11 protein-coding genes are annotated in these 13,714 nt (G+C 33.1%); all 11 read right to left on the bottom strand.

What is annotated here, in order from left to right:
- Nucleotides 1-13 precede the first annotated feature (13 nt).
- The 11 genes from IWX80_RS11055 to IWX80_RS11105 all read right to left on the bottom strand — a co-directional run bounded on the left by IWX80_RS11055 (nucleotide 14) and on the right by IWX80_RS11105 (nucleotide 13,468).
- Nucleotides 14-859, bottom strand: coding sequence for a glycosyltransferase family 2 protein (locus IWX80_RS11055; RefSeq protein ID WP_196853492.1), 846 nt, complete (start codon nucleotides 857-859; stop codon nucleotides 14-16).
- Nucleotides 860-919: 60 nt separating this feature from the next.
- Complete coding sequence (locus IWX80_RS11060; RefSeq protein WP_196853493.1) at nucleotides 920-1,948, bottom strand: EpsG family protein; 1,029 nt, start codon at nucleotides 1,946-1,948, stop codon at nucleotides 920-922.
- Nucleotides 1,949-2,196: 248 nt separating this feature from the next.
- The gene (locus IWX80_RS11065; RefSeq protein WP_196853494.1) at nucleotides 2,197-3,240 is read right to left on the bottom strand and encodes a hypothetical protein; all 1,044 of its coding nucleotides are present in this window, start codon (nucleotides 3,238-3,240) and stop codon (nucleotides 2,197-2,199) included.
- Between the two features lie 219 nt (nucleotides 3,241-3,459).
- A complete protein-coding gene (locus tag IWX80_RS11070; protein WP_196853495.1) occupies nucleotides 3,460-4,773 on the bottom strand; it encodes an oligosaccharide flippase family protein in 1,314 nt (437 codons plus the stop codon).
- 35 nt (nucleotides 4,774-4,808) lie between these two features.
- Nucleotides 4,809-5,702: a glycosyltransferase family 2 protein gene (locus tag IWX80_RS11075; protein WP_196853496.1), complete on the bottom strand. Its 894-nt coding sequence runs from the start codon at nucleotides 5,700-5,702 to the stop codon at nucleotides 4,809-4,811.
- An 8-nt stretch (nucleotides 5,703-5,710) separates the two neighbouring features.
- Nucleotides 5,711-6,574: a dTDP-4-dehydrorhamnose reductase family protein gene (locus IWX80_RS11080; protein WP_196853497.1), complete on the bottom strand. Its 864-nt coding sequence runs from the start codon at nucleotides 6,572-6,574 to the stop codon at nucleotides 5,711-5,713.
- Between the two features lie 8 nt (nucleotides 6,575-6,582).
- On the bottom strand, nucleotides 6,583-7,701 hold the full coding sequence (gene wecB, locus IWX80_RS11085; protein ID WP_196853498.1) for a non-hydrolyzing UDP-N-acetylglucosamine 2-epimerase: 1,119 nt from the start codon (nucleotides 7,699-7,701) through the stop codon (nucleotides 6,583-6,585).
- A 2-nt stretch (nucleotides 7,702-7,703) separates the two neighbouring features.
- A complete protein-coding gene (locus tag IWX80_RS11090) occupies nucleotides 7,704-8,114 on the bottom strand; it encodes a sugar epimerase (RefSeq protein ID WP_196853499.1) in 411 nt (136 codons plus the stop codon).
- 4 nt (nucleotides 8,115-8,118) lie between these two features.
- Nucleotides 8,119-9,114 (bottom strand): polysaccharide biosynthesis protein, encoded by a 996-nt coding sequence (locus tag IWX80_RS11095; protein ID WP_196853611.1) that lies wholly within the window; start codon nucleotides 9,112-9,114, stop codon nucleotides 8,119-8,121.
- A gap of 651 nt (nucleotides 9,115-9,765) precedes the next feature.
- Entirely contained in the window at nucleotides 9,766-10,830 is a 1,065-nt protein-coding gene (locus IWX80_RS11100; protein ID WP_196853500.1) for a Wzz/FepE/Etk N-terminal domain-containing protein, read from the bottom strand.
- A 208-nt stretch (nucleotides 10,831-11,038) separates the two neighbouring features.
- Nucleotides 11,039-13,468 carry an SLBB domain-containing protein gene (locus IWX80_RS11105; RefSeq protein WP_196853501.1) on the bottom strand — a complete coding sequence of 810 codons (2,430 nt, stop codon included), beginning with the start codon at nucleotides 13,466-13,468 and terminating at the stop codon, nucleotides 11,039-11,041.
- Nucleotides 13,469-13,714: the final 246 nt, after the last annotated feature.

The raw sequence follows: 13,714 nt of genomic DNA on the forward strand, positions 1-13,714 counted from the left end.
TATGGTGCGATTTTTATTGATTATAAATACCAAACTTATTATTTCGGTAATCGATATAACCATTAAATACACTCTTCATTTTTGAAATTTTATTATCTTCAAAAAGAATTATTTTCAATAAATCATTAATAAATATTCTTTTTTCCGTTTTGGTAAAAACAGCTGAAACCGTTTTATATTTTTTACTCACATACAATCTATTTCGGGTAATATAATACCTGCGCAAACTAGAGTGATTTGTTACCATAGCATTAAAAGACAAAAATGTAACATGCTCTGATTGACCTAATTCATGTTTTAAGGTGGCATCTGGTAATAAGGCTATTCTATATCCTGCAGCTTTAATTTTCAGACAATAATCAATATCCACATAATCGATAAAAAGTTTATCTTCAAATCCAGCCAAAGATTGATAAGCTTGTAGATTAATGAAATTTCCCGAAGTCATAACAACAATAGGTTCATTGTTTTCCTTAATATATTTGTCGTAAATAATTCCGTCAATCAAATAATTCGGATAATAAAGAACTACACGACTGTCTTCAGTATTTAAAACCTGAGAGATAATCTTAGTGTCTAAATTTAGAAATTTGCTATCTTGATCCATAGTCAGAACCCATTGCATACCTGCTTTAATAGCAAGTTTACAACCTATGTTCAGTGCTTCGGCGATACCTAGATTACCATTATTAAAAACATACTCTAACGCACCTTTAAAAGGCACTGCTTTGAATAAATCTTCATTAGAAAAAGTAGAATTATCAATGATATAGACTTTTTCAACACAGCCAACATAACTGCTAATGTTTTTAACAACATCTACATCCGGATTAAAAAGAACAACAACTGCAGCAACCATTTTTTTTATTTATATTTTGTAAAATTATATTATGTGTTCACCTAACAAAGAAACCCATATTTAAAAAACAATCAATTTTACATAAAATAAATTGATCAATAAAAAACATATTCCAATAAAAACTACAATTGATTTAGAAAACCAAACCGGTTTAAAAGCATAGTAAATAAGGGGCAGTAACACAATTTCAACAATTGCGAACAATTCATTTATCCTTGTAGCGATCGGTGGCATTACCGCTAAAACAAGATAGGACATTAATGAAATACAATAGATTTTCATTAAAATAGGAGCATATTTATTATGGGAAACAATCAGCTCATATTTATACAATAAAAAGTAAAAAAGTATAATTTTTCCTAAAAAAACAAGGTTAAAAACATTTATTAAAATAGATTCCTCATTTCCCATCTCCATTAAGGTTTGGTAAATTGAAATTTTACTTTGTATTACCGCTATGGGTATTGTAGTAATTAAATTGATACCTGAAAAGTAAATTAAATACGCAACTGGTATCGAAAAGAACAAGAAATTTTTTCTTGCTTTTATACCCAAAAACCACAGCGGTAAAATAACTATAGCAGAATAATGAAATAAAAAACCCAAAAAAGAAAATAACAGAAACTTTTTTAAATCTCTGTCATATATTGGCTTAACACATAACAACAACAATGCCGATGCTACTCCTGCACGGATTTGAGTCATTTCATGCAAAATAAAAAAATTAGAGATATAAATCACTAAAGACAAAAACCACAAGGATGAAAGTTGTTTTATAGCCACTAATTTCAAACCCACTCCAAGGCTGGCAAATAACACGAATAAATAAATTGGATAAGGTCCAATCAATAAATGGATAATCTTCGAAATTAAAACGAATGCTGGCTCTACCTGTAAAAAATCTTGTTCATAAAAATAAGTAACGTAATTAACATAATCACGGACTACTTCTTCATTACGGAAACCAGCAATTAAAATAAGAAGGAATCCTAAAAAAAAATATAATAAATAATTGTAAAGTAGCTCTTTCGGAATGATAAAAGAGCACAGTACTAATAAAAAAAATGTAGAAATTAAAATAAATAACATTATTAAATCTAATGAATTAACCCGTTGGGTGTAATTATTTAAAAGTAAGAATTCCGAGAAAATACAAACTCTATCAGACTTTCGACCTGCATTCGTACTGACCGAACAACGACAAAAATAGAAAAAGTCTAATTGTTAGATAAACAAAACTATAAACATCTAGATAAAGTGAAGCGACTTAATGAATACAGCTAGAATGAAATTCATGTGCGTCAAAACAAAAAATCAAAATTATATGAAAAGCGGTATTAGTATTGACTCAATAATGCGTCCCAATAGAAATTGTGTTTTTCTACAGCTATTTTCTCCTTAATATCTTGTAAACCCGTCGAATCAAAATCATCAATAAAGCGGCCCCAATCTGCAAAAGGAACAAAATAAACCATACCGGTTTTTTCAAAAATATTTTTTAATTCCAATAAAGGAGTCGATAAAAATGGAATACCGGCCGCAATATAAAAGGAAGCTTTTGTTGGGTAGCAAACATTGTAATAAAATCGTGACGCTTCGTACGGTATAATTCCAACATCACATTTTGCAGTTAAATAATGAGCATAGTCTTCTTTAAATTTACCCAAATAAAATACATTATCCGGGAGCTTATAATCTGAAAGCCATTCACCCCATTCCCCTATAAGAATAAGAATTTCTTTTCTATTGTTAAAATGGGAAAGTAAAGCCTCAATTTGTCTGCCCTTGTTCAAGCCACCTGCATAAATAAACTTAGTCTCGGCAGAGCTGAAACAAGCAGGCAACTCCTCTGAATCAAAATTAGTATGAACCGCATTAGAACCATTAATGATCACCTCATATTGCAATGGAAAAGTCTCATTTATATATTTTCCCATTTCATGGGAAGCAAAAACATATTTTACGTTCTGTAAAGCATATAATTTGTCTTGAAAAACTTTAGATATTTCAGAAACTGGCAGTTCTAAATCTTTAGCTTGTTCATAAGGTAAATCATTAACTTCTATAGTTACATCATTGCGTTTGGACGTATGTTGAAGAATCCCAAAGACTACTTTCCTAATCAAATTAAAGCCAAGCAGCGGAAGCGGAAATAAAACTAATAACGTTCCTTGATGAATAAAAAAAGTATTATTTTTTGAGAATAACATGATTTTCAAAACAGCTAACAAAAAGCCAAATCGGACAAAATGATTCGTACTGTAAACAGGGACAATCACGGCTCCTTTCTGAATGAAATAAGTTGCAAAGGCTTTATTTCTGGACTGACCGCCATCATTAAAACCTTCTGATGAATGTCCGATGTAATATATGGTATTCATTAATATAAATTAATTAGCTTAATAAAAATTTTAGGTTCACACACAATTACAAAAAAAGCAAAAAAAAAACGCATTTCAATCGAAAGTCAACTGCCATGACATTTAGTTTAATTCTTGTAAAACACTAGAGTACCAAATTAAATTTAAAAAAGTATTATGATTACTGTATACAGTATAACAATCAAGTAATTAACTATTCGAAAGTAATGGAAAAGCGTCTTACATATTTCTCATGTTTTGGACTTGTGTTATTACATTTTTAAATTTAAAATTTTCTTTTTTAAATAAAATTAATCCCTTGTTTTTTAAAATCAGATAAAACGATGCACAAATTAATAGTTCGGTAAGAAGATAACTTATACTAGTACCGATGTAACTAAAATAATAACCCATTAATACATTCAAAACCAAACTAAAACAAGCGGCAAAACTGGTGATTTTTAAAAACAAATTGTCCATTCTTAAATTAAGCATGGTTTGAATCCCCATCAAACTGCTCATAGCAGAAATTAAAGGCAAAAAACTTAAAATCTGCACACTGATTATGGATCCCGTAAAACTTTTCCCGTAAATAAAAAGCACTACAAATGGGGCTAATACTAAAATACCTAAACAAATTGCTGCAGTAAAATAAAACACTAAAGGCACAATTTTCCTCAATTTGACAATCCCATTTTCTTCACTTTCTGAAAAAGATTTACCAATGTATGGATACAATGAAGAAGAAAGTGGAATATTAACGACACTCTGAACTATAATTATAAAACTCACGGCAGTAGTATAGTATCCTATCGTTGTTGCTTCCGCAAAAAAACCCAGAATAATAATATTTGTTGTGGTATACAACGAAAAAATTATCGAGGAAAAAAATATCAACCGACCCTCTTTTAAAATAGAAATGGTATGCGATATGGAGTAAAAAGTAAATTTAATTTTTATTACAAAAATAACATATAAAATCGCAATCAAACTGATCAAAAAGTTGCTAAAAACAGTAATACTTGCATATAGCAACAAATCCTCTTTTGTAGCGACAAAAATAAAAATCAAACTGGTATTGACAACTCCTTTTACAACAGTCAACATACTCAACACAGGTAGTTTCTGTAATCCTTGAAAAACATACTGTGGCGTCAAAAGAGCCGAAACTACCGTTAAAAACAGCACCAATGAAAGCTTAACATTCTCACTCAAAAGTGGGACACTGCTGATACAAATCAAAAAACCTGCTATCGTTACAAGAAATAACAATATCCGAGCACAGGTCACTTCTGAAAAAACAGCGGAACGAATAGCTAAATTATCGGGATCCACGGCTATCTTTCGCGTTGCGGTCAAATCAAAACCATAGTAAACAATCAGCACAAAGTAACTTACAAAAGCGGTAATGTAGTTGATCAATCCAAAGCCCTCAGGACCTATTATTCTGGAAACGTATGGTATTGTTAGTAACGGAAAAATATAGTTAACTACTTGAACGACTCCTAGGGAAGCAACATTCTTTATAAGGATTCTATTTTTAGAGGGCACCATTTACAAATATAAAATTGAAGAGTCCGTTATCATTTTTAAAATTTTCTTTTAATGACATAGCCGATTTGAAGTAAATGGTTTTTTAGAGTCTGGACAAAATACGATTGATTGGCTTGCTGATAACTTCCTATGGTGATAAAATTAGCTCTGTAATGACCTGAATTTTTGGTTATGTTCTCAAGAATGCTTTTATTTCTGGAAGCTTTTTCATTTAGATACTTTTCTTTTTGTTCGTCAACGGTTACTTGCTTGACATAATGGTTTTGATGAATTACTTTAAGAGTGTCCAAAAATTTGATATTCATTTTTTTTTGTTGAATTCGGAATACTAATTCATCATCATCATATCCATGTCCTAAAGCATACCTAGGATCAAACCCGCCCAAATCAACTAGATCACTGGTCATAAGAGCGGTACAAAAATGATAAGCACCTGGACGATATTTGGAATGGTTATACCATCCTAAACCACCGTCTGTCTGGACAATATGTGCATTATTATCAATGAGTGAAGTAATTAAATCTCTGTCATAAAACAATTGATCATCGTCCGTATATTGCTTATCTAAAGAATAACAGGCGAAACTTAAGTAATCGTTTTTTTTAAGATGCTGGTCTACGTATTCTAAAATATTGTCAAAATGGTAACACTCCGGATTTTGAAGTATAATCTTATCTCCAGTAGCGGCTTCAAATCCTCTGTTAAAAGGAATGCATGGGTTACTATACCATTTATCTGATTTTTCGATCCGAATAACTTTTAAAAAAGCAAAAATTTTCGGCAAATCTTCCAAACGTTCTGACTCATCGCTCCCGTCATCGACAACAATAAATTCAAAATCAATTATACCATAATTTGACTGCATACTATTTAAAGTACGCATCAGTAATTTCCTTCGATTATAATACGCTGTTACTACAGAAATCATACTGTTTTTTATAAATAATGAGCATATAAACTTGGATGTGCTAAAATCCATTCCTTTTGACTTTCCAGCATTTGGCCGTAATCTGGAACAGGATAATCAAAATCAGTTCGAATACTCACTAAACTTTTGTCAACATGATAACTGTCGGAGGGTTCAATCTCCAGAGCACTATTTTTGTAAATAGCATTAATTAAAGTGAGTAAAGCAAATTTATCAATCTTGGTTGATGGCGCTACTTGTATCAAACCAACAATATTCTGATCAATGATAGCTTCAACAACTTTCGCTAGTTCCAAAGTAGTCAAACCAGACCAATAAGCTTTGGTAAATCCTTTCAAATAGTCGTGATTTGTTTGCGACATAAACCAATGAAATAAACCGATACCGTTTTGATTCAATTCCGGGCCTATTATTGAAGTCCTAATCGTTACATCTTTCGTATTAGTTAATTCACCTAGCGCCTTCGACTGCGCATAGAAACCCACTCCATTTTTAAAATCATTTTCAGTGTAAGACCCTTCCTTTCCTGAAAAAACGCAATCAGTACTAATATGAATTACTTTTGTCAGTGTTGTTTTTGTTATTTCTTCTAAATAATGAGGAAAATAACTGTTAAACCAAATAGCTTTTGACGGATTGTCTTCTGCATCTTTATTTAAAATTCCAATACAATTCACAACATAATCAAATTGATTCTTTTCAAAAAGCGAACGCAATTGATCGGTATTTGAAACATCTACATTGAATAAAGTAGCACTCGACTCAATATTTCTGGCTAAACCGTATACATCATACACGTTTTGCTCACTAAAATACCGATGCAGTATATGTCCTGCCATGCCCTTGATTCCTATTACTAATAATTTTTTCATTTAATAAATTATTTATTCCAAATCACCTTATTAACAATGGATGTATAACTCTGAATAGCTTTAACTACACGAGCAGAAGTATTTGTAACCTCATACGAAGGTGGTAATTCAATCTCCGCGTCAAACAAACCCTTTGCAATGGCTATAGCATTCAAAACTTGATCACTGCTTATGCCACCTAAAACGATCGTCCCGGCATCTATTGCTTCAGGTCTTTCTGTACTTGTTCGAATACTGACCGCTGGGAATCCCATCATAGCCGATTCTTCGCTGATTGTACCGCTGTCAGAAAGTACAACAAAAGCACTTTTTTGTAACTTTACATAGTCGAAGAAACCTAAAGGCGGTACATTCGAAATCAAAGGATGAAATTTAATCTTATTTTTTTCAATTCGATTTCTGGTACGAGGATGTGTAGAAAAGATAACAGGCATTTGATATTTTTCAGCCACCTGATTCAAAGAATCTGCCAAAATTTCAAAGTGATTGTCTAAATCAATATTTTCTTCTCTATGAGCACTGACCACAATGTAGTGTTGCTCTTTTAAATTCAAACGAGCAACAACGTCACTGTTCGAAATTTCGTTTGTGTATTTTACTAATACTTCCTTCAAAGGGGAACCCGTTACAAACACATGGTCTTTTCGAAAACCTTCGCTTAACAAATAGCGACGGCTGTTCTCCGTATATGTTAAGTTAATATCACTGATATGATCCGAAATCTTACGGTTAATTTCTTCTGGTACATTTTGATCAAAACAACGATTACCGGCTTCCATGTGAAAAATTGGTATTTTCAATCGTTTTGCAGCAATAGTACTCAACACACTATTCGTATCACCCAAAACTAAAAGAGCATCAGGGAGCTCTTTCGCTAAAACCTCATAAGACTTTGAAATTACGTTTCCTATGGTCTCTCCCAAATGATTTCCAGCAACATTCAAAAAATAATCTGGTTTTCTTAGCCCTAAGTCTTCAAAAAAGATTTCGTTGAGCTCGTAATCGTAATTTTGTCCAGTGTGAATTAAAACATGATCAAAATAAAGATCACATTTTTTGATACATTCTGCTAAACGTATAATTTCAGGACGCGTGCCTAAAATGGTAACTACTTTTAATTTTTTCATACTTATTTCCAGCGTGTTGGATTATACCTGTAATTATCATCAACTTCTCCAATTTTATAATTGGAAAAAACAATCAATTTAGAACCGACTTCTAAAGCTTGAATAGAGGAAGCATAGCCCGCTGCAACAGCAACAGTTTCTAATACTTCCGAATTTATTAGTATTGAATGGACTTCTAAGTCATCCGAAGGATTCTCAAAATCATCAATTTTCACTAACTTGATTAAAAATTTACCTTTAACCGCAACAAACCATCTTTTTTCAATACGATGACCCTGCCACGCTCTTTGTATTAATAAATCTTTATTTTCTATAACATACATCCGTTTTATCTCCGATAGATCAAGTTCATTACTATAGAGTAAAGTTCCTCTTTCATCGACAAAAGAATTTCCAATTATTTTTTCAATCATATACTTACTCTTGAAAAAGGGCTAGTTTCCGTAATAAAACTTTTACTCCCTCAACATTTTCACGTATGGTGTTATGTGAATTATAGTCCTCGATTTCAGGTTGAATCTCTTTACCCTCTGAGAAATATTTCGCATAATTCAAATCACGATTATCAGCAGGAATGCGATAAAAGTCTCCCATATCTTCTGCCTTCATCATTTCTTCTCGTGTACATAAAGTCTCATAAAGCTTTTCTCCATGTCGGGTACCGATAACTTTAATCTCATTTTTTGCGTTTTTTAGCTGACAAACCGCCTCTGCTAAATCACCTATTGTAGCCGCAGGAGCTTTGTTGACAAATAAATCACCTGGATTACCGTGTTCAAAGGCAAACAGTACCAATTCAACAGCTTCTTCTAAAGACATTAAAAAACGAGTCATATTAGGATCAGTTATCGTCAATACTTCACCTTTTTCTATTTGAGATAAAAATAACGGAATTACAGAACCTCTTGACGCCATTACGTTTCCGTAACGTGTCAAACAAACTGTTGTATCAGTCAGATTACGGGCCTCAGCTACAGCAACTTTCTCCATCATAGCCTTAGAAATACCCATCGCATTGATAGGATAAGCAGCTTTGTCTGTCGATAAGCAGATTACTTTATTGACCTTATTGGATGCCGCTGCTCGAATAACATTTTGGGTTCCCTCTACATTCGTTTTAACTGCTTGCATTGGAAAAAATTCGCATGATGGAACTTGTTTTAATGCTGCGGCATGGAACACATAATCCACATTGCTCATTGCATATTCAATACTGTTGTAGTCTCTTACATCTCCAATAAAATACTTAATTTTATCATTTTTATAAAAATTACGCATATCATCCTGTTTTTTTTCATCACGTGAAAAAATACGTATTTCTTTAAAATGATCACTATGCAAAAAACGATTTAAAACGGCACTGCCAAACGAACCTGTACCACCAGTAATTAATAAAATTTTATCTTTAAACATGAATAATGGGTATTTATTTAACGCTTTGGCTAAATTCAATTTATATTTTTTAAACGTATAGAAACACGCTACTAATTTTAGAAAATTAATCTACAAAAAAATATTTGGTTATTTCATTTTTTTAAGTTGTTTCACATACCTTTTTTATTGCTGAAAATAGTGTAAAACAACATACAGCACGTTGTAAATAATGTATTTTAACCACTTTTGACAATCCAGTAATAGCATTAAAGGCTCTGGACATTTACTTTATTTTCTTCTACTGAAGATCTAGTTTTATAATTTAGTTTTAAATCTATGCTGCGTTAAAAAAGCAACAATATTTTTACTAAAGCAATTAATCCCATAAATTCAAAGTAAAGAGAAGTGTAATATTTTGATAAAATAGTTAACTCACAAAAAAAAATAAGAAATAAAAATTACGTTAAATACGCAGTTCTGATTCTTTTTTAGTCAGTCTACTGTATAACTTTCGCAGATCTCACAAATTGATCAGCAATACCCTGTACCTACTTTTTTATGCAAAACGAGCTGAAGTATACTTTTTTAAATATTTCTCGAACTAATATTAGGCTTTACCTGAGAGCTGCAACGCATCTAAAAAATCACAACTTAAAACGCTAAGCAAAAGCAAAAATTATCGAAAAAGACTTAGATATTCTTAATTAATCTTTTTAAAATTAAAAAAAACACTATCAAAAAACCACCTAAAAAACCACCTAAAACAATCCCTTTGGCCTTCCCAAAGCGCTCTTTGGCTAATGGCAAAATAGGTGTGTCAATTACTTGAATCAGTGGGGTTTCTTTACGCAAAGTTACTTTGGCCAATTCCGTTTGTTTCACTAACTCTGTCAATATCGCTGTATTTGCCTGAACATCTACTTGTCTTCGTGCTGAAGGCGCTCGGCGTACATTCATAGCAGGATTTAAGCCGAAAGTATTATCATTAGCCACAGCTACACCGGTTATGGCTCCATTTAGTTCGCCGCGAATTGAATCTGTCTGGCGTTTAAGGATATCCATATTAAGACGTGCCTTTTTACTTTTTGTAGTGACATAAAAATCCGAAACTTCTTTAACCAAGGCCTCTGTAAAATACTTAGCGAATAACTCACTAGTTGAATTTACATCAATTGTTATTATTGCTATTTTCTTATCCTTTTGAGCAACAGATAGTCCCTTTTGTGATAAATTATAATACATCACCCCAAGAATACTGTCATGCACTCTGGTGAATTCCTTTCGTGGGGTTTCCACTAAAAACTGAAGGTTTTTAAATTTAGGGCTTTCATCCCATTTCGCTCTCCATCCTTCATTTTGCAAATACATTTCTGCAAGAGAAATACTTTTATCATCTACCACAACAGCACTGAGCAGAGTTTGCTCTACCATGGCTCGTGATTTAAACAATTCGGTCAAATTGGAACCCGAAAAAACACTGCCGCCGCCACCGCCAAGATCTAATCCAAGGGAACTGGCTAAACCAAGCGCACTTCCTAAACCGCCGCCTCCTGATTTTTCATCTTCTAATGCAAATGATAAAGTTGCAGTATAAACAGGCTTCTTTATATAAGAATAACCTACACCCAATACTGAACCTAAAATTACTGCCAATAAAATAACCTTCCATTGTGACAGCAAATAATGGAACAAGGCTGCTCCGTTTTCCAGTAATTCTTTCAAGGTTATTTCCTCGTTTGCTGAATTTTTGCTCATTGTGTCAAGATTTTACGCTTGTTTGTATTTTAGTATTAAAAAAATGTAAAACAAAAGTTCTGTAGAATTCTGCACCCCTTTGCATATTTATAGATATTAGCAGACTACTCGAGTTTACGAATTCCTATAACCAACTCTTGCTTGCTGAAAAATGCCTAATAAATTCAACAAATAAAAAATAGTACAGAACTCTATAAACGAACCAATACTACCTGATCAATGCAATTACAATACCTGCCAGACTCGCTAATACTCCCGCAATACTGACAAACTCACCAGTACTCATTTTCTTTGTCTCCGGTTTTTCTGGTATAATAATTTGAGATCCTGGGGATACTTTGGGATAAGATCTAATAAACAAGAAAGAATGTGCTACTGCCGCTTTACCATTTGGATAAATAATATAAGCCTTTTTCTTCCATCCTTTAGCGTCAATACCTCCCGCGGCATTTAAATAATAATTAAATCCCTTTCCGCTATCATAAGGAATTTCAGAAGTTAACAACACGTTTCCAGTCACTTTTACCCCTTCATTAAAGGCCACTACTTCAATTTCATCTCCTGGAAATAAGGTGACATTAGTACTGCTTTTAGTATTTTTAACAATAGCTTTCCAGTTTACAGGAATAGTGGCATATTTCAAATCTTCTTTTAATTTCTTCTCTAGTTTGTTTTGAACACTGTCTCTTTTACCTAAATTAAGATTCACATTTTCCAAATCTTCAATTTGCTTGGCCTGAATAGGTCTTTTTATGCGTACTCCTTCAATATTGGCCAAAGAGGTTAATCCTCCTGCTCTTTGAATCACATCATAAACACGATCTTTTTTATTAGCCAAAACATATTTTCCGGCATAATGTACTGAACCGGAAACCGTAACCATTTCTGGTTTATCATATACCGCCATTTTACGAATATTTACTACATCAAAAGGACGTAATACAAAGTTTTTAGCCTGCTCGTTATTTCCCGCAATAATTTCGATATTAAACAATTCTGCTTTATTAGGATTAGTATCATCAATATTTTCAGAAACAATCATTCGCGCCACTTCAACTCTTTTAGAAGCAGAACCCGTTAAGCCACCAGCCTGAACTAATAAGTCATTCAGCGTCAAATTATCATAATATTGATATACCCCAGGTTTTTTAATTTCACCGTCAATAGTAATCTCGAACTCTTCCTCAAAATCTAAAATAGAATAAACAGTTACCACATCCTCTCTTTTTAAAGGAATATCAGCCTCTAAATCACCGCTAAGCGCTTTTGCTAAATTCACATTGACAATTTCTGTAGTCAGGTCCGGTTGAAGTCTTATGATTCGTGCCCGATTACTATACGCATCTTCTTTTAAACCATCTGCTTTAGCTACCAAATCCGAAATACGCATTCCTTCGTAAAAAGCGTAAGTGTTAGGTCTAAATACCGCACCCTCTATTTTAATTCGGTTTTCAAAACGGTTTAAAATTTTAGAAACTCGGAATACATCTCCAGAAAGCGGTTGGTACACACCAAACTCAGATTCCTTGATATCGCGAACTTTAAATTCTTTATTTGTTTTTTGCAACACATTTACAGAGGCAGTGTAAGCCAATTCATTGAAACCGGAAGCAAAAGTAAGTAACTCCGAAAAAACTTCCCCTCTCTTCATTTCAAAAATCCCGGGACGTTTCACCTGTCCTTCAACTGTAACTCTTTGGTTATAGGCTGGAATACGGATTACATCATTGTCCTTCAGCCCTACGTTATCGGACTGATCACCATTTACTAAAAAACGGTAAAGATCGACATTGCGATACACAACATTATTACGCAATAACTCGATATTTCTATAGCTTCCATTTTTACCGGGACCACCCCCCAAAAACAATGCATTGTAAACCGTAGCCAAAGAAGATATAGAATAATTTCCTGGCTGTTTGCTCCCTATAATAGTTACTCGGATTGTTCTAATCCTACTCAAACTGACACCCACTTGCGATTGCCCTGAGGCAACTGTACTGTAAACCCGTGCAATAGCACCTTTAATCTTTTGAGTAGCTGCTTCTATTGTCATTCCTGAAACTGGAATCTGGCCCACATATTGAATATTTACTTTACCTTCCATTGTGACAGGCACCGAAGCATTAAATTCTTGTACACCATAAACGCTGATTTGCAGCTCGTCGCCAGGTCCCAAAACATAATTTACAGGTGTGGCTAATTTTAAATTGGGTTCAAAATTCAATGTAGGTGTATCAAACAGTTCCGATCCAAAAATTAGCGCGTTCAAGGTATCTTTAACTTTAGTATTAATAATTTTCTCTTGTTTACGGGTCAGTTCTTTAGCATCAACGGTTCCGTTGGTATTAGGATTGCTACTGTCTGAATTAGAAGTTCCCGTAACATTCTCCAATCGGATTCGTAATTTCCCGAATTCGGTAGCCGACATTCCTTTGGAAAGAGCCAACTGTTCTGCTTGCGCAAAAGAAATAGAATTGGCTTGCAATTGGTTTTTCAACTTAACAATATCTGCATTGGATAAATTATCAACCTGAATGGTGCTTAAATCAGTCCCAGTGAACAAATCCTGAGCCGAAACAACAAAAGAAGAAAGAAGTGACAAAACAAATACAATTGCAATAAGTATTTTTTTCATAATTATTTTAAAATTTTATGGGTAATAATTTTGCGTAATCAGCTGTAAGTGGTAATTATAATCCTTTATTTTAACGATAGGATACGGCTCCGCCGCCGCAATCCACATAGCAGATTACCAAACTTTCAAAATTTTTACAAAGCTAGAGTAAAAATATAGTAAAATCTATCGTTTCAGTAGGAAATATAAAACAAAAATGTATTTTTTAATGCACACTTTAGTAACAATAACAAACTCAAACATTTA

Origin of the sequence: Flavobacterium sp. CAN_S2 (assembly GCF_015752255.1) — a bacterium.
Taxonomy (GTDB): Bacteria; Bacteroidota; Bacteroidia; order Flavobacteriales; family Flavobacteriaceae; genus Flavobacterium.

What these genes read in the sequence shown, in the direction of transcription:
- IWX80_RS11090 (WP_196853499.1), bottom strand. Translation starts at nt 8,114, where the DNA reads ATGATTGAAAAAATAATTGGAAATTCTTTTGTCGATGAAAGAGGAACT.
- IWX80_RS11060 (WP_196853493.1), bottom strand. Translation starts at nt 1,948, where the DNA reads ATGTTATTTATTTTAATTTCTACATTTTTTTTATTAGTACTGTGCTCT.
- IWX80_RS11055 (WP_196853492.1), bottom strand. Translation starts at nt 859, where the DNA reads ATGGTTGCTGCAGTTGTTGTTCTTTTTAATCCGGATGTAGATGTTGTT.
- IWX80_RS11070 (WP_196853495.1), bottom strand. Translation starts at nt 4,773, where the DNA reads ATGGTGCCCTCTAAAAATAGAATCCTTATAAAGAATGTTGCTTCCCTA.
- IWX80_RS11080 (WP_196853497.1), bottom strand. Translation starts at nt 6,574, where the DNA reads ATGAAAAAATTATTAGTAATAGGAATCAAGGGCATGGCAGGACATATA.
- IWX80_RS11075 (WP_196853496.1), bottom strand. Translation starts at nt 5,702, where the DNA reads ATGATTTCTGTAGTAACAGCGTATTATAATCGAAGGAAATTACTGATG.
- wecB (WP_196853498.1), bottom strand. Translation starts at nt 7,701, where the DNA reads ATGAAAAAATTAAAAGTAGTTACCATTTTAGGCACGCGTCCTGAAATT.
- IWX80_RS11100 (WP_196853500.1), bottom strand. Translation starts at nt 10,830, where the DNA reads ATGAGCAAAAATTCAGCAAACGAGGAAATAACCTTGAAAGAATTACTG.
- IWX80_RS11105 (WP_196853501.1), bottom strand. Translation starts at nt 13,468, where the DNA reads ATGAAAAAAATACTTATTGCAATTGTATTTGTTTTGTCACTTCTTTCT.
- IWX80_RS11095 (WP_196853611.1), bottom strand. Translation starts at nt 9,114, where the DNA reads ATGTTTAAAGATAAAATTTTATTAATTACTGGTGGTACAGGTTCGTTT.
- IWX80_RS11065 (WP_196853494.1), bottom strand. Translation starts at nt 3,240, where the DNA reads ATGAATACCATATATTACATCGGACATTCATCAGAAGGTTTTAATGAT.